The sequence below is a fragment of the Streptococcus mitis genome (assembly GCF_946190065.1).
Taxonomy (GTDB): Bacteria; Bacillota; Bacilli; order Lactobacillales; family Streptococcaceae; genus Streptococcus; species Streptococcus mitis_DE.
On record NZ_CAMHZD010000013.1, the window covers coordinates 40,520 to 60,001 of the forward strand.

14 protein-coding genes are annotated in these 19,482 nt (G+C 42.7%); 2 read left to right on the top strand and 12 right to left on the bottom strand.

Translation table 11 applies throughout. The features are described from left to right. Positions 1 to 35 precede the first annotated feature (35 nt). Positions 36 to 1,100 carry a DUF6574 domain-containing protein gene (locus tag OCF96_RS06965; RefSeq protein WP_125851573.1) on the top strand — a complete coding sequence of 355 codons (1,065 nt, stop codon included), beginning with the start codon at positions 36 to 38 and terminating at the stop codon, positions 1,098 to 1,100. 70 nt (positions 1,101 to 1,170) lie between these two features. On the opposite strand, the gene OCF96_RS06970 is transcribed toward OCF96_RS06965, so the two are convergent. The 11 genes from OCF96_RS06970 to OCF96_RS07020 form a co-directional block, all read right to left on the bottom strand. After that, positions 1,171 to 2,031: a DUF4299 family protein gene (locus tag OCF96_RS06970; protein WP_261053887.1), complete on the bottom strand. Its 861-nt coding sequence runs from the start codon at positions 2,029 to 2,031 to the stop codon at positions 1,171 to 1,173. A 121-nt stretch (positions 2,032 to 2,152) separates the two neighbouring features. After that, entirely contained in the window at positions 2,153 to 3,139 is a 987-nt protein-coding gene (gene trhO, locus OCF96_RS06975; RefSeq protein WP_001030022.1) for an oxygen-dependent tRNA uridine(34) hydroxylase TrhO, read from the bottom strand. Between the two features lie 131 nt (positions 3,140 to 3,270). Then, positions 3,271 to 3,567 carry a bacteriocin immunity protein gene (locus tag OCF96_RS06980; protein ID WP_049515573.1) on the bottom strand — a complete coding sequence of 99 codons (297 nt, stop codon included), beginning with the start codon at positions 3,565 to 3,567 and terminating at the stop codon, positions 3,271 to 3,273. A gap of 55 nt (positions 3,568 to 3,622) precedes the next feature. Continuing rightward, positions 3,623 to 4,312 carry a CPBP family intramembrane glutamic endopeptidase gene (locus OCF96_RS06985; protein ID WP_261446788.1) on the bottom strand — a complete coding sequence of 230 codons (690 nt, stop codon included), beginning with the start codon at positions 4,310 to 4,312 and terminating at the stop codon, positions 3,623 to 3,625. Between the two features lie 235 nt (positions 4,313 to 4,547). Further along, complete coding sequence (locus tag OCF96_RS06990) at positions 4,548 to 6,032, bottom strand: ABC transporter substrate-binding protein (protein ID WP_000800391.1); 1,485 nt, start codon at positions 6,030 to 6,032, stop codon at positions 4,548 to 4,550. A gap of 103 nt (positions 6,033 to 6,135) precedes the next feature. Further along, entirely contained in the window at positions 6,136 to 7,059 is a 924-nt protein-coding gene (locus OCF96_RS06995; RefSeq protein ID WP_000818353.1) for a carbohydrate ABC transporter permease, read from the bottom strand. Between the two features lie 13 nt (positions 7,060 to 7,072). Further along, a complete protein-coding gene (locus OCF96_RS07000) occupies positions 7,073 to 8,002 on the bottom strand; it encodes an ABC transporter permease (protein WP_001032152.1) in 930 nt (309 codons plus the stop codon). A 208-nt stretch (positions 8,003 to 8,210) separates the two neighbouring features. Next, positions 8,211 to 10,091, bottom strand: a complete 1,881-nt coding sequence (locus tag OCF96_RS07005; protein ID WP_261446789.1) for a beta-N-acetylhexosaminidase — start codon at positions 10,089 to 10,091, stop codon at positions 8,211 to 8,213. Then, entirely contained in the window at positions 10,085 to 10,954 is an 870-nt protein-coding gene (locus tag OCF96_RS07010) for an ROK family protein (protein ID WP_261446790.1), read from the bottom strand. The genes OCF96_RS07005 and OCF96_RS07010 overlap by 7 nt, the downstream gene beginning before the upstream one ends. 82 nt (positions 10,955 to 11,036) lie before the next feature. Continuing rightward, entirely contained in the window at positions 11,037 to 13,682 is a 2,646-nt protein-coding gene (locus OCF96_RS07015; RefSeq protein ID WP_261446791.1) for an alpha-mannosidase, read from the bottom strand. Between the two features lie 99 nt (positions 13,683 to 13,781). Next, the gene (locus OCF96_RS07020) at positions 13,782 to 15,062 is read right to left on the bottom strand and encodes a glycoside hydrolase family 125 protein (RefSeq protein ID WP_020902646.1); all 1,281 of its coding nucleotides are present in this window, start codon (positions 15,060 to 15,062) and stop codon (positions 13,782 to 13,784) included. 170 nt (positions 15,063 to 15,232) lie between these two features. Here OCF96_RS07020 and OCF96_RS07025 point away from each other — a divergent pair, with 170 nt between their 5' ends. Further along, complete coding sequence (locus tag OCF96_RS07025) at positions 15,233 to 17,329, top strand: GH92 family glycosyl hydrolase (RefSeq protein ID WP_261446792.1); 2,097 nt, start codon at positions 15,233 to 15,235, stop codon at positions 17,327 to 17,329. 113 nt (positions 17,330 to 17,442) lie between these two features. On the opposite strand, the gene OCF96_RS07030 is transcribed toward OCF96_RS07025, so the two are convergent. Further along, positions 17,443 to 19,482: MiiA motif-containing surface protein (locus OCF96_RS07030; protein ID WP_261446793.1), on the bottom strand; the 2,040-nt coding region annotated here is incomplete at its 5' end.

A 19,482-nucleotide genomic window follows, 5' to 3' on the forward strand; every position in this document is an offset into this window, starting at 1 on the left:
AAGCATATTTATCTAACTAAAAAGGAGGTTCTACCATGAAACAAGAATGGTTTGAAAGTAATGATTTTGTAAAAGCAACAAGCAAGAACAAACCTGAAGAGCAAGCTCAAGAGGTTGCAGACAAGACTGAAGAAACGATAGCCGATCTCGATACACCAATTGAAAAAAATACTCAAGTAGAGGAGGAAGTCTCTCAAGCTGAAGTCAAACTGGAAAGCCAGCAAAAAGAGAAAATTGAAACTCCTGAAGACAGTGAAGCGAGAACAGAAATAGAAGAAAAGAAAGCATTAGATTCTACTGAAGAAGAGCAAGATCTTTCTAAAGAAACAGAAAAAGTCACTATAGCTGAAGAGAGTCAAGAAGCACTTCCTCAGCAAAAACCAACCACGAAAGAGCCCCTTCTTATCAGTCAATCCTTAGAAAGTCCCTACATCCCCGACCAAGCTCCAAAATCTACGGATAGATGGAAAGAGCAAGCGCTTGATTTTTGGTCTTGGCTAGTGGAAGCAATCAAATCTCCTACAAGCAGTCTTGAAACAAGTAGCACACACAGTTACACAGCCTTTCTTTTGCTCATTCTGTTTTCTGCATCTTCCTTTTTCTTTAGTATCTACCATATCAAACATGCTTACTATGGACATATAGCAACTATGCATAATCACTTCCCTGAACAATTTGCTTCATTAAATCTCTTTTCGATTATCTCTATCCTAGTAGCAACAACACTCTTCTTCTTTTCATTCCTCTTGGGTAGTTTCGTCGTGAGACGATTTATCCACCAGGAAAAGGACTGGACGCTAGAAAAGGTTCTCCAACAATATAGTCAACTCTTGGCAATTCCAATCTTCCTCACTGCTATTGCTAGTTTCTTTGCCTTCTTTGACAGCCTGCGATTTACAGCCCTCTTGTGTGTGATTAGCATTGGAATCATTCTGCTTGCTAGCCTCCATATCATTACGAGACCTAGTCAATCAAGTGAAACCGACTCCTTCTATCAGTTATTCTTGTCTGTCCTTGTGAACGGAGTCATTATCCTCCTCTTCTTTGTAGCTGAAGTCGCACTGATTGGGGATTATCTTCGTATCTTGGCCTTTCTTTAAACTTCAATCCTGTCTTTCACGGCAGGATTTTTTATATGCTAAAAAGCAAGTCGATTGACCTGCTTCTACTTTACTTTTCTTGTGCTAATGTTTTAAAATCTTGTCCTAGGATGGGTTGTATTTCTAATTGATTGGCATCTAGTTGGTGGTAAGATGCTGATGGTAGTGACTCTAGGAATTTTGCATAGTCCAAGCGAGCGATAGCTTCATAGTCTTCTGGTTTAGAGCCATCTCCTGTAATTTGAACCAAGTCAATCTCCCACTGAACTTCCTTATCCACCAATTGCTCAATATAGGCAGCAGGTACAAATGGTTCTCTCGGTAAAACAGTCTTAACCCCTTGAGCCAGATGGTAAACACCGTGCACTTGGCCTTCTCCATCCTGATAGAAGGAAACTCTTGCAAAGTAGGCATCTGTCTCTTGAACCGCACGTACACGTGCTTCAAACTGAGCCAAGCCATCTTCCCCTAAAAAGCTTTTCAAATCCTCATGACTAAAGAAAACAGGATTAAAAATTCCTTGGCAAATCGTAAAGCGGGCTGCACTATCAGCCAGATGGGCTTGAATACTTGCTTGGAAATAAGCTTCAAAGTCAAAACCATCTAATCCTTCAATCTCAGTTCCTGTGTAAGCAAGCAGAGCATCTAAAAATGATTTGATAATCTGCCAGTCTGTCTGCGTTAGTAGGTCAGGAAGATCAACACGATAAGCCTTTTGACCATCAGCATAACTGACTTTAAAGAGAAATTGTGATTGCCCCACTATCGCACACTCAATATACTCAAGACGGCTAAGAGGCTGACGAAGATAAACCGCATCATAACTATGCGACTCCAAACCATCCACCAAGGCCAAGATAGACTTGGCAGTCAAAATTTCCTGTTCTCCTAAAATGCTCTGTTTATTTGGAATAAAAAATGTTTTCGTCATAACTGGACTCCTTTGAAATCGTTTACATATAGTATACCCTATTTTCCTGAAAGATACAGAAACAAACTTTAGATTTTTGAGTAAAAAGAATAGAAAAACAGCCCCTAAGGACTGTTTAATCTTATACAGTAGCTGCTTGATCCAAGCTTTCACCGATAGCGGCTAGGCGCTCGATCACTTCTGCTTGTGTCAATTCATTTTCTGAAACATAGCGGTTACGTGGGTGAACACGACACTCGTGTGAGCATCCACGAAGGTACTTGTCTTCATTTTCTTCTGATGTCAAGATACGACGGTTACAGAATGGATTTCCACAGTTGACATAACGTTCACATGGTGTTCCATCAAACCAGTCTTTTCCTACGATGGTTGGGTTGACATGGTTGACATCTACGGCAATACGCTCGTCAAAGACATACATTTTCCCATCCCAAAGTTCACCTTGGACTTCTGGGTCTTTACCATAAGTTGCAATTCCTCCGTGCAATTGACCAACATCTTTGTAGCCTTCACGGACCATCCAGCCTGAGAATTTCTCACAGCGAACCCCACCTGTACAGTAAACCACGACACGCTTGTCCATGAATTTTTCCTTGTTATCACGAACCCATTGTGGCAACTCACGGAAGTTGCGGATATCTGGGCGGATAGCCCCACGGAAGTGTCCTAGGTCGTACTCATAATCGTTACGTGTGTCAAGGACAACGGTATCTTCGTCAAGAAGAGCTTCTTTGAACTCTTTTGGAGACAAGTAAGCACCTGTTGTTTCAAGTGGGTTGATGTCGTTGTCAAAGTCGTTGTCTTCCAAACCAAGGTGGACAATCTCTTTCTTGTAGCGAACAAACATCTTCTTGAAGGCTTGTTCACTTTCTTCGTCAATCTTGAACCAGAGGTCTTCCATACCTGGGAGGCTGTGAACGTAGTCCATGTATTTTTGAGTTGTTTCATAATCACCTGAAACTGTTCCGTTAATTCCTTCGTCAGCGACTAGGATACGGCCTTTAAGGCCGATTGATTTACAGAAAGCCAAGTGGTCTGCAGCAAATTGCTCTGCATTTTCAATTGGAGTGTAAAGGTAGTAAAGTAAGACACGAATATCTTTTGCCATAAGATTTGTTCTCTTTTCTATTCTTAAATTTTCAGAATTTTTCATCTAACTATACTAGTATACCTGCTTGAGAAAACGAATGCAATTTATTTGACTGGAAATTGTAGAAAGATGCTTATCCCTGCACTTCATCAGTAACCATAGCGAATAGCAGATAATTCTCTCAATTTTTTGATCTGCTCGGATTGACTTTCTGATAACATCAGCTTATTGTCAATCAATACACGTGAGATGTCAACATTCATTTGACTCAATATAAATGGGGTAGAGGTCCCATCGTCCTCTAATCGCCTTTTATAACTTACTAACAGATTTTTCAAAGGAGTCAGTTGAGGCGTATCCTTTATATCTTCCAATAGATAATCTATGATAATCATGGCTTCACAACGTCTTTCGCTTCCTCCAGCAAACCATTTTAATGGTGTCATACTCATTTACCTCCTTAAGTTGAAAAGCTGTCATTCCTAACTCTCGCGCCAGTATTTACCCAAACACCCTCTGTAAAAAAGTCAGCAAAAATGGTAATGTTGCGAAAATATTATTCATCACATGCACCGCATAGGATGGATAAATGCTCTTGGTATAGCGGGTCAAACTAGCAAAGATGATGCCAGATGTTGCAAAGATGAAGATATCTAACAAACTAGGCAGGCTTGAAAAATGAGGAAGAGCAAATAAAATTGACGGAAGAAGCAAATCAAGGCCAAATCTCGAATGCTTAAAAAAGGCGTGTTGCAGTAATCCTCTATAGATTAGCTCTTCCATAAGTGGAGTCAGAAAGAACAAAGTTATATAGATACCTAGCTCAGCAAAGTTGGTCCCACTATAACCGATCAATACAGCCCAACCTTCAGCAGTTGATTGAACATGTTTAGCTGTCTGAACGTTAAAAGAGATCTGGAGCACTACCACTAATACTGTCAAAATCGAATACCAAAGCCATTTTTTTCTCGGAATGCGAAAAAGATAGCCGTGCCCTGTCTTAACCAGAATCCAAATCATGACTCCACTAAATAGCAAACTCAAAAGATTTTGAATCCAGACGAAATTGCCAATCTGGGAAGAAAATTGCCAATAATTTTGGACGATAAGCGTTAGCTGAGAAAGGCCAAATACGAAAAATAAGTAAGACAAGACTGCACTTATTTTGAATAGAAGTTGATACTTTTTCATGTGAACCCTCCTTTGTAAACTTGGAACATCTCTAATATAAGCCATAATTTCCTAAATCCTTACTCTAAATCCTAAATGGTGCTTAAGATTTCCTGAATGGTTAAAATAAGGGAAATGAGAAACAGAAATATCTATGTCTTTATTTCAAAAAATCACTGCCTTCCCCAGACAAACCTGAGGAAAACAGTGATTTAATTTTTAGGAATTAGGAATGAATACACGAAATCAATTGATCTTATGATTTTTTGTTTTTCAAGAATTCATCGTATTGTTTTTGCATTTCGTTCAATACTTTATCGTAGGCACCTTCAGATTTCAATTTTTCCATCAATTCTGGAATAGCTTTATCTGGGTCTACAGTACCAGTGTTGATAGCTGTATCGAATTGTTGCATTGTGTTAGAGATCGCAGAGATTTCAGATTTCACATTGTCAGTGTTAAAGATGAATCCAAGAGCTGGAGATTCTTTAGCTTCTGCCAATTGTTTCTTAGAATCTTCGATTTGTTGGTCTGTAACGTTTTCGTTGATGTAAAGGATCCAGTTGTTACCAGTGTTCCATCCACCCATGTGAGTGTTTCCTTTGTAGCCATCAAGGACTTTAACACGGTTTTCTTTACCTGGAATTTTTTCCCAGTTCTTGCCTTCTGGACCATAAACAAGACCATTCAAGAGTTCTGGGTTAGTGTTCAAGAGGTTCAACACTTCCATTGATTTTTCTTTGTTCTTAGAGTTGTTTGAGATAACAAAGTTAGCAACTTGTGTTGTTTGGTTTTTCTTGATGAAGTTAGTGATTGGTTTGATTTGGATGTCTTTGTTTGCAACACGTGAAAGCAAGCTGTTACCGTAGTCAGCTGGTCCTACTGTTTCTTCACGAACGAACCAAGTATCTTGTTGAAGGTCAAATGAAGTATCGCTTGTTGCTACGTCTTTTGGAATGTATCCAGCTTCATAGAATTTGTGAAGAGTCTTCAAGTGTTCTTTAAAGCGAGGCACTTCGTAACGGTTTACGATCTTAGTAGTGTCCCCTTCAAGGTCGATAACGAATGGAAGTCCATTTGGAACTGGGTAGTCAAAGTTATCAGATGGGATAAAGTTCTTAGTAACCGCAAATGGCACTACATCTGGAGCTTTTTCTTTGATTTGTTTCAAGACTGGTTCAAGTGTTTCATATGAAGTGACACCTGAAATATCGATACCGTATTTAGCAAGAAGAGTTCCGTTGAAGGCGAAGTTTTGAGATGATGCAACGTTGGCTGCAACTGGAACTGCGTAAATTTTACCGTTAATGCTGTTACCTTTGATGTAAGCTGGGTCAAGTGCTTTATAAAGCTCTGCTCCTTCTTTCTTATACAAGTCAGTCAAGTCAGCATAGGCACCTTTTTGAGCATTTACAACATAGTTAGATGCAAAGGCGATATCGTAGTTTTCACCAGATGATGTGATAACTGACATTTTCTTATCATAGTCACCCCATCCAAGATATTGGATATCCAATTTAGCACCAACTTTTTCACCGATGATTTTGTTAGCATTTTCTAGCAATTCATCTAAGTTATCTGGTTTGTCACCGATTTGGTACATTTTGATAACAGTTTTTTCACCTGAAGCTGAGTCAGCAGCTTTTTTGCTGTTACCTGAAAGGTTTCCACAAGCAGCGAGACCAGCAGCCAAAGCGACTACGCTAGCAGATGCAAAAGCATATTTTTTCCAGTTTTTCATGACAAAAACTCCTTTTTTTATTTTTAAACTTATAAACAATGTAATGATCTTAACTTCACGCAAGGGAAGTTTGGAAATGAGAAATGATTTTTCTCAACAAGCACTATTCTTTCACGCCACCGATAGTCAAACCTTTTACAAAGTAGCGTTGGAAGAATGGATACAAAATCGCGATTGGGAGGGTTGCCACCACAACCATGGCCATACGTCCTGTTTCTTTCGGTAGAGCAACTCCCAGTTGACCAGATAGGCCGACTGCTTTGGCGATGTAGTCCATATTTTGCTGGATTTGCATGAGCAAATATTGCAATGGATACAAGTTGTCACTCTTGATATAAAGAAGGGCGTTGAACCAGTCATTCCAGAAACCAAGAGCTGTTAAGAGCGTAATGGTTGCGATACCTGGTAGTGACAATGGTAAACAGATTTGGAAGAAGATCCGGGCCTCACTAGCACCATCGATACGAGCGGATTCTAGAATGGCTTCTGGAATGGTCTTCTTGAAGAAGGAACGCATCAAGATGATGTTAAATGGTGAGAGAAGCATTGGAACAATCAAGGCCCAAACTGTATCACCAAGTTGAAGTAAACGAGTTACCACGATATAGCCCGGTACCAAACCAGCATTGAACAACATACTAAGAAGGGCAAAGATTGTAAAGAATCTGCGATACTTAAAGGTTGTCCGTGAGATAGCGTAGGCATAGGTTGTTGTGATAAAAACGTTTGTGATAGTCCCCACCACTGTTACAAAGACTGAGATGAAGAGGGCTTGGAGGATTTTATCCTTAAACTGTGCCAAAAATTCAAAACCGTCTAATCCAAATTGAGATGGGAAGAAGCTATATCCATTTTGGAGGATACTCTTTTCATCTGTCACCGAAATAACGATAACGAATACAAAGGGTAGGATACAAGAGAGGGCAACCAAACCAGAAATGGTACTAAAGAAGATATCTGCTTTCTTACTGAAGGAGTGAATGCCGACATTATCAATTTTTTCTTTTTTAATTTTCTTTTCTGCCATATTCTCCTCCTTTCTAGAACAAGGCTGAGTTTGGATCAACTCGTCTTGCAAGTAAGTTTGATAGGATAACCAGAATCAAGCCGACAACTGATTGGTAGAGACCTGCTGCTGAAGCCATCCCGATATCCGCTGTCTGAGTCAAACCGTTATAAACATATACATCCAAGACGTTGGTTACGTTATAAAGCTGACCAGCATTGTGGGGGATTTGGTAGAAGAGACCAAAGTCTGCACGGAAGATGTTTCCGACTGCAAGGATGGTCAATACAGTTACCAATGGTGTCAACTGCGGAATGGTTACATTGCGAATTCGTTGCCATTTGCTGGCCCCATCCACTGTCGCTGCTTCGTAGTAGGTTGGATCAATTCCCATGATTGTCGCATAGTACATGACACTGCTATATCCAAAGCCTTTCCAAATACCAAGGAAAAGTAGGAGATAAGGCCAAATACCCAAGTCAGCGTAGAAATTGATTTCCTTCATTCCGATAGATTCTAGGAAATGGTTGAACACACCTTTATCGATGTTTAGGAAAGCATCTGTAAAGAAACTGATGATAACCCAAGACAAGAAGTAAGGGAACAACATGGAAGTTTGGAAGATCTTAACCATTCTCTTAGAACGAAGTTCACTGAGGATGATGGCAATCCCTACTGATACAATCAAGCCAATAAAGATAAAGCCGAGATTGTAGAGGACAGTATTTCGTGTGATAATAAAGGCGTCTTTTGAACTAAACAAGAATCTGAAATTATCGAGTCCGACCCATTTACTATTCACGATACTATCTATAAATCCATTACTGGTCATGTGGTAGTCTTTAAAGGCAACCACGTTCCCAAATACTGGAATGTAGAAGAATAGAATCAACCAGAGCGCCCCTGGCAAAACCATCAAGAGAAAGATCCAGTTGTCTCTCAAGGTTTTTGAAAACTTATTCATAATTTCCTCCCTTTTTTATTTTGATATCCATCTAAAAATTCCTTTTTAGACTTTTGATAACGATTACATTATTAGTATACTCCTATTTGCAGGTTAGGTTAAACTACTAATTATAGAAAAAACTCCACAAATTATTTTATGTGGAGTACTTTTTAAGAAAGGGATGTTTCACGAGAAACACCCTGTATAAGACACAATGTTCTTGTTTTTAGGTCGTGTAAATCGTTGAAGCTGTCGCAATGGTATGCCACTGATTAGCTGTTGTGGCTGCGAAGTCTTTGTCTGCGTAAAAGTCAGTAAATGGCAGAATTTCCACTTCTAACTCGTCGATGCGGTCAATCTGACTAGCCAGGTAAGCCTCGATACGGCTTTCTGCCCGCTTGATACGCTGCAAAAGTCCGCCCATACGGATATCAACTGTATCCAAGCCAAAGACCTTGTTTTCCTTCAACCATTGGTGGCTAAAGAGCTTGTGGAAGTTTTCAAACTCACTTCTGAGTTTTGGCAATTCTTCTCTGGCAATTTGTTTCAAGCTGTCTTTGTCATCCGCTTGATAGGCTTGGCGAATGCGTCGTCCTACATCGACTTTGCTACTTAAAATAGCATTCAACTGGGCCTGAGTTTCAAAGAGATAGGCATAGTTGCCAGCTTTTTCTTTAATGTTAGCAAGCGTCTCAGCAGCCTGAGCGAAGTGCGGTTTGTCCTGCTCAGGTGTCATGTGTCGGTCAAGGATCGGACAGAGAACATCCTGATAAAAGACATAGCGGTTGGGATTGATGCCACTGAGATTGCCTGGTAGGTCTGGCAAGAGGTTAGCAAGGTCAATCTGCATAAAATCCTCAACGGATAGACCTGTATTGGTCTGGAAGTGAGCAGATAAACGGTCTAGATCATTGCGATAGCTGAGTTCTGCCCAGATTTGCAAGCTTGGGAGAATAGAAAACTGGGCTGTTTCCCCACCATTGTCTCCCCAACCCGTCACGATGACTTCTTTTATATCATTGGCACGACAGGCCTTGTTCGCTTCAAGAGCGATGAGACGGCTGAAATGGTTATTGGGTGTGAAACCAATCCACTTCCACGCTCCCCCTGCAAAGGCAAGATCATGGCTAATTTTATGATGATTGCGGAAATTGCGGTTGTATTTTTCCTCGCTATCCTGATAATAGTCCCAGTAAACCAAGGTCACACGATCTTTGAGACGGTCTAGGTAGACACGCGTTTCCTCTGGAATTTCCACATCACGGTCGTACTGGCCATCTGCTGACATAAGTTTAAAGAACATATCGCTCCACATCTGGCAGTGGAAACCATATTTGTCTGCAATATCCAGCACGCGCTCCAAGTGTTGGCACATGAGGAGACTACGATCCACAACACCGTTCAGAATCAAGTAGCGTCCCAAACCAACCAAGTGGGCTTCGTCCATCCCGATATTGACCTTGCGAGTTTGTAGTTTAGACAGAGTAGCAAACATGCCATCAATCAGGTCATAAACCTTTTCTTCGCCAATAAGAAGAATATCCTCCACATCACGGAGCTCCTGGACTTCTTTGACACCCCATTTGACGAAGGCTGACAAGTGAGCCAAGGTCTGGATACATGGCACAAAGATCATGTCAAACTGCTGGGCATAGGTTTCAATTTCCTGCAATTCCTCAGCTGAGTAGGCTCCACGGAAATAGCCAAAGTAAGGCTGCCCTTCAATCTGGTAGGTGTCTTCCATGTAGAGCTCAAAGGTTGAGTAGCCCATGAGAGCCAAGACCTCAATCATCTGCTTGGCAGCAGCCACATTCAGCACTGCATTTCGAGAACAGTCAGCCATGTAGGCTAAATCTTCATAAGCCGCCTGTTCCTCAATCTCTACCTTGTCACCTTCTGCTAGGGATGTTGCCAACAGGGACAAGGCACGATAAAGTTGGTGGGGTTTGCGATAGGTTAGTTGATAGTGGCCACCCTCACCCTTGATAGAGATAGAGGCTTGATCAGACTGAGTGACAGCTACTTCGACATCTGGTAGAGAAATGTGCTTTTGAAGCAACTCTATAGCTTGATGTTGTTTACTGCTAATTCCTGTAAATCTTACCATTGATTTTCCTCCTGTAACCAGTTGACAAGGGCACCGTAGAGATTGGCATCTGCATGATAGGTGCAGGCTTGGATAACTGGTGCGACTGTGTATTCTTCGTAGGTTTCGACAAAGTCATCGACAGCTTTTTTGACCCCTTGGATAAAGTCGGGATTTTGACTGATAGAGCCACCCAGACTGATGACATCTGGATCAATGAGATACTGGATATTGAGTAAACCTTGAGCCAGATTGCGGTTCATGCGCTCAATAGCTTCTTTGCAAAGGATATTTCCTGCTGCAGCCTCTTGGTAAATCTTGCGACCGTCCCAGTCAGTCTGATCAGATTTTTCAATCACGTAGCGCACCATATTCCCAGTTGACGCTAGTTGCGACCAGTTGTTGAGTTTTTTAGCAGGGGCAAGGGTTGTCATATAGCCAAATTCCCCACCCAGACCATGGCGACCTCGGTGAAGTCTGCCATTGATAATCATGGCTCCACCAATTCCTGTCCCAATCACGACACAGGCAGCATTTTCAAGTTCTGGATGTGCTAGTAATTCACTGAGTCCAACGCAGTTGGCATCATTTTCTAGATGGACAGGAATCTGATAAGAGCTAAGCGCCTCATACCAAGAAAATCCGTGGATGTAGGGCACGGCACTGAAGCCATCAATCACACCGGTCTCTTGATTGACCGCGCCTGGAACGCTCATAGCAATCCCGCTATAATCCTGTTCTGACAAGCGCTGGTCTAGCCAAGTTACTAAATCTTCCAAACTTTCTGGCGTTGGAATGCTTGTCTTATTCAGTATTTTCCCATCAGGAGTCAGACTAGCAAACTTAATCCCAGTCCCTCCGATATCAATCGTTGCAATGGTCATTGTTTTTACCATAAAAAGGGGCGAATCAGCAGTTAGTTCTTACCTTTTCGCCCCTCCTTTCTTTTATGTTTACTTTTTGAAATTAAATTTCTTCTTTTTTGATGAATTCTGTACGAATCTCTTGTGGTGAAATGAGGCCTCTATGAACTGGATATGGTCGTTCAAGTAGGTCAAGGAAGAGATGTTGACTTTCCGGTACACGTACATTTTCACTACACATATTGTAGTAGCGAAGCACATAGCCTTCTTCATTTTCAGCTACCTTAAAGGCTGTTGGACAGATTTGCGGTATGCTGAGAACAGAATGGCTCAAGAGGCTACCAGTCGCAGCCACGCTTCCTTCCTGTCTAGCAAGCTGAAGGCTGGTAAATGGTGTCTGCAAGGCCTTAGCACGACGGAAAGCTGAGAAGCGTTCTTGGGCTTGGTGGCATTCAAGCGCAAACTCAACTTCAAACTCACGCAAACACTGAGCTTCTGGTGTTGGGAAGTAGCCCCAGTCACCCAGCTCACCTGATGCACGCAAAATAGTCACTGCAATGGTGTCGTCCCCAAGGATTTCGTATTCATTCAATCCCTTGTTGGATACAGTCACCCCTTTTTCATCGTCATACAGACTGACAAAGGCCTGTTGGTGTTGAGGATTTTCAGGATTTTCCCATGAAGCAGCTGGTTTGTTTGGTCGTGTCACCACCTCATAGATGCTTTCAGAATCATTGCTTGGACGCGTGTTATGAGTCTTGACCAAGAGACGGATACGGTGATCTTTGGCAGTGTTGGTAAAGCGAGTCTTGCAACGGATTTGTGGATTGTCAACAAAGACAGTCATCTCAGTTTCCAGAGGAATGCTTGTCAACTCTTCTGAACGTCCAGCTTCACGCTTCATAAACTCGATGATACCTTTTTGCTCTTCTTCTAGTTTTTCATCTGCGCTGACAGGCACGGTCAACTCATGTTTGAGCAAAATCTTAGCATAGCGAGCTGTGTTTTCCAAGACCTCGTAACCCTGAAGCTCTGCATAGATTGGCTCTGTTCCTTTTGGTTGGAAATAGATATACTCGTTTCCGATGTCACCACGGTCTTCGAAGCGGATAAAATCTTCATAGGCTTCGTGAGTTGTCTTGTCATAGACTGTGATATTGTCATCCACACTTACCGTTACAAACGGTGTATCAATCACCCCGTTTTGGTAAATGCCTTCGCGGTGTTCTTGTTCTCCTTCCAGCAATTGGAAGGTTGTCCAAGAAAGTGGCGCTAGGTGAACTGGAATGGTCACGCGCACTTGACGAGCAATACGAGCTTGGCGGAACTTATCTTTTGGTAAATCATACTCAAAATTAGCTCCGAGATCTTCGATTTTAGCCTCTACAGGACGACCATCCAAGTCCTCCACACGGTAGCTTGGCAAGGTAAGAGCAGCCATCTTCTTGTAACCCTCTGTTGGGTGCAATTCCTTGAAATCACAAGTCGCTACATCAATCACTGTGCTGACAGTATCAACCTTATCATGCAAGCCTGTGTTAATGACAGTAAAGAGATAGTCACTTTGAGCCTTAGCTGTAGCTATTTTGCCCTTCCACTCGTTGAGAAGGTTAGTCTTGACAAAGTTTCCGACTTGATTGACCTTGGCAAAACGAGTTTCCATCTCGCGGTGAACTTCATCCACGCTACAACCACAGATGCTATCATGTGGCGCATTTTGCAAAAGAGTTTTCCAAGCATAGGTCAACTGGTCCTTGTGGTTGTGGCCACCAGTGATAATAGTCAGTGGTTCTACAATTTGCTCTAGGAGGTTGCTATTTTCTTGGAAGGCTTGTTTGAGGTAAATGCGAGATGAAGAAGTGTTGGCAAGTGTGTACCAGCCGTCTGTTTCCTGACTGGTCAACTCGCCTGTAACCGTTGACAATTGCTCTGGTAGGGCACTTTCCACGGCTTGAACATATTCATCAAAAGAACTATGCACAAAGGTTACATCTGGGAAGAGTTCATTTGCCACACGAATGGCTTCGCTCAGATTTTTCTGGACAGGCTGGTGGTCACAACCGTTCATCATCAACCATTGGTTGGTAGAAGCGTAGTCACGCACGTCTGCCAGTTTTTGTTTCCAGAAGGCCAAGGCCTCGTCTTTATCCACTGGAATTTCATTCCCGTTACTGTACCAGTTGGCAAAGAGAATCCCCAGGACACGACTACCATCCGCACCCTGCCAGTACATTTCTGAAAACTGGGAAGTAAACTGCTCATCTTCAAGAACTTGGTTGTCAAACCCAATCGGCTTCACACCACGGCCAAAAGCGGCCACGTGAATGCCTGATTTTTGAAGGATTTGAGGCGCTTGTCCCATATTTCCAAAGGTATCTGGGAAGTAACCAATCTGAGTGGATTTGCCCCACTTTGCAGCTTCCTGCTGACCAATCAAGGTATTGCGGACATTGGCTTCACTTGAAATCAAGTAATCATCCTGCAAGATATAAAAGGGACCAATTTTCAATTTTCCTTCGTCGATGTACTGTTGAACTTTGTCGCGATTTTCAGGACGAATCTCCAAGTAGTCATCAAGGACAATAGTTTGCCCGTCTAAATGGAAACTCTTGAACTCAGGGTCATTTTCAAAAAGATCAAAGAGATTGTCAAATAATTCCACCAACTGCATACGGTGGCTTTCAAAAGGTAAGTACCACTCACGATCCCAGTGACTATGTGAGATAATATGTACGACAACATTTTCCATGAAGTAAAACCTCATTCTAAATTTAAATTTTTATTGTTAACGTTTTTGGATGTAAATTTATGATTCTTTCCAAGAATCAGTTGCGCTAAAGCATGTTCCTTAGCGGATATCCAAGTAATCCAAGACCAATTCACAGAACATCATGTTAGCCCAAGAGAACCATTCACGAGAGTAGAGAGTTGGGTCGTCCACGTGGAAGCTTTCGTGCATGACACCTGTACCACCATCGCAAGCAACCAGCTGATCCAACAAGAATTTCTTCTCTGCCTTATCTCTTGTTGTCAAACCTTGGATAGAAAGGGCGATTGGCCAGATATAGCGATAGAAGGTATGAGAACTTCCGAGACCGCTAGCGTATTCTCCTTGGTAGAAGTATGGATTTTCAGGGCTCAGAATGGTACGACGAGTTGCTTGATAGACTTCGTCGTTGATATCGCAGTAGCCCAGATAAGGCGCAGCCAACAAACTTGGTACGTTTGGATCATCCATGATGCTGGCATTTCCTAGGCCATCCACTTCAAAGGCATAAATCTTTTCGCCCTTGCTGTTGCTTGTGTAGGCGTAGTTTTCGATACCTTCTTGGATTTCCGCTTTGAGACGCTTAGCATCAGCAATAACACTCTCGCTATCAGCTAAGTCTAGTTCTGCAAAGATTTCTTGAACATACCCCAAAACAACAACTGCAAACATATTTGACGGAATCAAGTAACTATACTGACAACAGTCATCACTCGGACGAAAGGCTGACCAAGTCATACCTGTCACTGCAAAGTCAGGGCCAAATCCATCATTTACCAAGGTGTCTTCCTTACGGTCCGTATCTCGGACAAAACGATAAGGAGAGTTCTTGTGGTCTTGTTCCACTGTCCACAGATGGAGAATTTCCTTAGTCGCTGCGACAAAAGTCTCATCAAACTGGCTAGTCTCGCCAGTCTCTTTCCAGAGGAGATAAGCCAACTGCAAAGGATAGCAAAGCGAGTCCACCTCGTACTTGCGTTCCCAAATCCAGCCATTAAGGTCTGTATGGTCGGTCTCGTGGTGCCCCTTCCAGTTTTCCTCAATATTAAAGGAATTGGCATAAGGATCCTTGAGTACCAAGGTCATCTGACGCTTGACCAAACCTGCAATGGTCTGACGCAGGAGGGCATCTCTTTTAGCCACATGAAGGTAGGGTCTGAGTTGAGCTGTTGAATCCCGAAGCCACATAGCAGGAATATCACCAGTGAGTACAAAGGTTGAACCATCTTCTAGGATTGCAACCGTATTGTCCAAGGTGTCTGTATAGCAACGCTCGAAAACATCCACCCACTCTGGATGGTCCTTAGCCCGCTCTGCCACTTCATCTAGCCATTCTCGAACAATTTCTTTTGAATAAATCATCGTGCAGTATCCTCTTTCAAACAAGTTTCATTTTCAGTATATAGCTTTTGAGACAGAAAATACATACACAAATGATAGTCATTTTTCTACAAAATAGTTATCTTTGAAGCTCCTTTTCTAAAGGCCCCATTTTTCTGATATAATGTAGAAAAACAGCGAAAGGAAAGACTATGAAACCACTACTCGAAACCATCGATACCCGCTTTGGAACTGCCAGCAAGCATGCCTTCTCTCGGGGAAATACCCTGCCATACACAGGCGTGCCTTTTGGGATGAATTACTTTGTACCCCAGACCAGTGACCAGGAGGGCTCTTGGTTTTTCGATCCGCATCTGCCTATCTTTCAGGGGATTCGACTAACCCACCAACCAAGTCCTTGGATTGGGGACTACTCTTGGATCCTTCTGACACCTGTCACAGGTCAACTGGGTGGAGACAGCCTCTTTCACCGCCAGTCTTCCTATGATATCGAAAAAGCTTCTTTCCAACCTCATTATCTGAAAATTTTCTCCCTGCGCTATCAGATTGAAAGCCAGCTCACACCGACTTGCTATGGTGCTTCTATTCGTTTGGAACAAAAGCAAGGCAAAGCCCTCTCTCTATATCTTCACGCAGCAGATGAACTGACCGTGGAGCAAGTAGATAAGCGAATTCTTGCCCTGCGACAAGAAGGTAAAACTGAAACCAACAAAAATCCACTGATACTGTTCACTACCCTGCAAATGAATACGGATATCCTTGCTATCAACCAAGAAGGTGGAGACTGGCGAATTGACTTAGCAGATAGTCATGCTGAAATTCAGCTAGCGACTTCTTTCATCTCGCACTCTCAGGCTCTGCTTAATCTACCTCAAGAAGATTTTGATAACTGTAAAGCAAATGCCCAAGCGGACTGGGAAAATCTCCTCCATCGTTTTGATGTTATAAAGACAGGAGAGGCTGACCGGACCTTCTTTGATCACTGTCTCTACAGACTCTTCCTCTTTCCTCAGACTTTTTATGAGGTTGATGAATCAGGACAAGCCATCCACATAGATTTGGCTACTGGAACTGTCAAGCCTGGTGTCCTCTTCAGCAACAATGGTTTCTGGGATACCTTCCGCACCACCTTCCCCCTCTTTGCCCTTATCATACCGGAGCACTATCACCGCTTTTTAGAAGGTTTTCTCAATAGCTACCGCGATACTGGTTTCCTTCCAAAATGGCTAGCCCCAGATGAACGTGGTATGATGCCCGGTACCCTACTAGACGGTATTATCGCAGATAGCGCCTGCAAGGACATGACCCCTGACCTAGAAGAAGAACTCCTCCAAGCCATGCTTGAAACAGCCAGCAAGGCCGACCCTCTCGGCATCAATGGTCGTCACGGACTAGCCCAATACCAAGAACTAGGCTACCTCTCTACCGACCACCACGAAAGCGTCAGCCACACCCTAGACTATGCCTATAGTGACTTTTGTATCGCCAGCTGTGCCGAAAAACAAGGGAAAATAGAAATCGCTGAAACCTACAAGACTGCATCACAAAATTACCGCCATCTATTTGACGCTGAGACAGGTTACATGCGAGCGCGTGATAGTCAAGGCAACTTCCGCCCTGACTTCTCTCCTTATAGTTGGGGACGCGACTATGCCGAATGTTCAGCCATCCAAGCAACCTTAGGCGTCCTCCACGACATCCCAGGCTTAATCCAACTTATGGGTGGAAAAGAAGCCTTTAGCAACTATCTTTTGAAAACCTGTCAAGATGCTCCCCTCTTTGAGACAACAGGCTATGGTTACGAGATTCATGAAATGAGCGAAATGGCTACAGCTCCGTTTGGACAAGTCGCTATTTCCAACCAGCCGAGCTTCCACATTCCTTATCTCTTCCGCTACAGCGACTATCCTGACTACACTGCCCTTCTCATCAAGACTCTCCGTCAGAAAGCCTTTCACGCAAACTGGCAAGCCTATCCTGGTGATGAGGATAACGGTAGTCTCTCGGCTTGGTATATCTGGTCAGCTCTCGGATTTTATCCGACCTGTCCAGGAAAACCAAGCTATGACCTCGGAATCCCTCTCTTTGGCCATCTCCGAGTCTATCTGGCTAAAGAAGGTAAATGGCTGGATATCCATTCTAAACAAAACCACAGCCATTTTAACTTTGTAAAAGAATGCCGACTGGATAAAACACTCGTATCAACTATTCAACACCAAGACCTCCTAAAAGCTGAACAGCTAACCTTTACCCTCAGCTGGTTGCCAAGTCATCCGTCCACTTTCTGAAATGCAAAAATCTCCTAGCAGACTTTACTGCTAGGAGATTTTCTTATGAGAGGTACTTGTTTAAGCTTTGAAAATCGGACTTATCATCTGATAATTATCCAACAATCTACCAATTAAGCTTCTTCGTCTTCTTTACGACGACGGCCTGCAAGACCAAGACCAAGTACTGCACTTGCGGCAGCTGCTACCATAGCTACAGTAGAATCTGCTGTACCTGTATTTGGCAATTCTTTAGCTGCTTTACGCGCATTTGTTGCTGCTTCTTGGCTAGCATTAGCTGCTGCTTGAGTAGTAGCTGGAGTTGCATGATCAGTTGATGAAGCAACTTTCGCCATGAAGTCTTCGATACGTTTAACCATTGCATCCACTTCTGCTTGACTTGCGTCTGCATTAGCAAATACTTTCTTAGCATCTGCTGATAATGCATTCGCTTCTTTTGCAGTTTCTGCATCAAGCTTAGCTGATTCTTTAATGATCAATTCATCTAATTGATGGATAGCACCTTCTAACTTAGCTTTATTCACTTTTGCATCAGTGTTATTAGCTGCGTTATTGCCAGAAGTTCCATTTCCACCATTGTTTGGAGCTGAAGGACGTTGTTTAAAGATATCTTCAGCGGCAATTGCTAAAACTTTACCATCTTTAGTTACAACAGTTGCATTTCCTGCTTTATCGAAAATAACTTCTACCACATCAGCATTTGCTCCTTTAATCTTAACTTTTGCAGCTTCTTTTTCTGCATCTGTTAAGTTATTGAGGTCTGCTACTGTTTCTTTTTCGAAGTCAAGGTTGATGTTATCTCCGCTATTCTTAACTGTTACATCACTTGCTGTTTTCACTAATTGGTCTTTTGCAATTGATACTGTATTTCCATCTAATGTGACTGTTGCGTTCCCTTTATCGTCTACTACTACAGTCGCTCCTGGATTTACTGCTTCAATTGCTTTCTTAACTGCTGCTTTTTCAGCATCTGTTAATTTTTCCTTATCAGCTACTAATGTGCGAATAGCAGGAGTTTTAACAGCTGTATTCTTAGCTGCATCTGCCAAATCATCTGCTGGAATGACTAGGTCTAAAGCTGGAATGTTAAGAACTGTACCATCACCTTTAGCTACTGTTGCATTACCCTTATCATCCACTACTACAGTTGAACCTGGGTTGACTGCTTTAACCTTATCTTCGATGGCTTTCTTCTCAGCGTCTGTAAGTTTATCTGGGTTAGCTACTACAGTTTTAGCTGCTGGTGTATTTACATCATTACCTGCATTTTCTTTAGTGATATCATCTTGTGTTTTCACCAAATCAGTTGCTGGAATGACCGCTGTCTTACCTTCTGGAGTTGTAACTGTCGCGTTGCCCTTATCGTCTACTACTACAGTCGCTCCTGGATTTACTGCTTTAACCTTATCTTCGATGGCTTTCTTCTCAGCATCTGTAAGTTTATCTGGGTTAGCTACTACAGTTTTAGCTGCTGGTGTATTCACATCGTTACCTGCATTTGGTTTAGCTTCATCCGCTTCTGACTTAGTCAAGTCTGACGCTGGAATTACCGCTGTCTTACCTTCTGGAGTTGTAACTGTCGCGTTGCCTTTGTCGTCCACTACTACAGTTGAACCTGGGTTGACTGCTTTAACCTTATCTTCGATGGCTTTCTTCTCAGCATCTGTAAGTTTGTCTGGGTTAGCTACTACAGTTTTGTCCGCTGGTTTAACGATGTCGTTGCCTGCGTTTGGTTTAGCTGCATCCGCTTCTGACTTAGTCAAGTCTGACGCTGGAATTACTGCTGTCTTACCTTCTGGAGTTGTAACTGTCGCATTTCCTTTATCGTCTACTACTACAGTCGCACCTGGATTCACTGCTTTAACTTTGTCTTCGATGGCTTTCTTCTCAGCATCTGTAAGTTTTTCTGGGTTCGCTACCACAGTCTTATCTGCTGGTTTAACGATATCATTGCCTGCGTTTGGTTTAGCTGCATCCGCTTCTGACTTAGTCAAGTCTGACGCTGGGATAACCGCTGTCTTCCCTTCTGGAGTTGTGACTGTGGCGTTGCCTTTATCGTCTACTACTACAGTTGAACCTGGGTTGACTGCTTTAACCTTATCTTCGATTGCTTTCTTCTCTTCTGGAGTGAGAGCATCTGGATTCGCTACTAC

Coding starts and splice junctions, on each gene's coding strand:
- OCF96_RS06965 (WP_125851573.1), top strand. CDS start 36: ATGAAACAAGAATGGTTTGAAAGTAATGATTTTGTAAAAGCAACAAGC.
- OCF96_RS06970 (WP_261053887.1), bottom strand. CDS start 2,031: ATGACGAAAACATTTTTTATTCCAAATAAACAGAGCATTTTAGGAGAA.
- trhO (WP_001030022.1), bottom strand. CDS start 3,139: ATGGCAAAAGATATTCGTGTCTTACTTTACTACCTTTACACTCCAATT.
- OCF96_RS06980 (WP_049515573.1), bottom strand. CDS start 3,567: ATGACACCATTAAAATGGTTTGCTGGAGGAAGCGAAAGACGTTGTGAA.
- OCF96_RS06985 (WP_261446788.1), bottom strand. CDS start 4,312: ATGAAAAAGTATCAACTTCTATTCAAAATAAGTGCAGTCTTGTCTTAC.
- OCF96_RS06990 (WP_000800391.1), bottom strand. CDS start 6,032: ATGAAAAACTGGAAAAAATATGCTTTTGCATCTGCTAGCGTAGTCGCT.
- OCF96_RS06995 (WP_000818353.1), bottom strand. CDS start 7,059: ATGGCAGAAAAGAAAATTAAAAAAGAAAAAATTGATAATGTCGGCATT.
- OCF96_RS07000 (WP_001032152.1), bottom strand. CDS start 8,002: ATGAATAAGTTTTCAAAAACCTTGAGAGACAACTGGATCTTTCTCTTG.
- OCF96_RS07005 (WP_261446789.1), bottom strand. CDS start 10,091: ATGGTAAGATTTACAGGAATTAGCAGTAAACAACATCAAGCTATAGAG.
- OCF96_RS07010 (WP_261446790.1), bottom strand. CDS start 10,954: ATGACCATTGCAACGATTGATATCGGAGGGACTGGGATTAAGTTTGCT.
- OCF96_RS07015 (WP_261446791.1), bottom strand. CDS start 13,682: ATGGAAAATGTTGTCGTACATATTATCTCACATAGTCACTGGGATCGT.
- OCF96_RS07020 (WP_020902646.1), bottom strand. CDS start 15,062: ATGATTTATTCAAAAGAAATTGTTCGAGAATGGCTAGATGAAGTGGCA.
- OCF96_RS07025 (WP_261446792.1), top strand. CDS start 15,233: ATGAAACCACTACTCGAAACCATCGATACCCGCTTTGGAACTGCCAGC.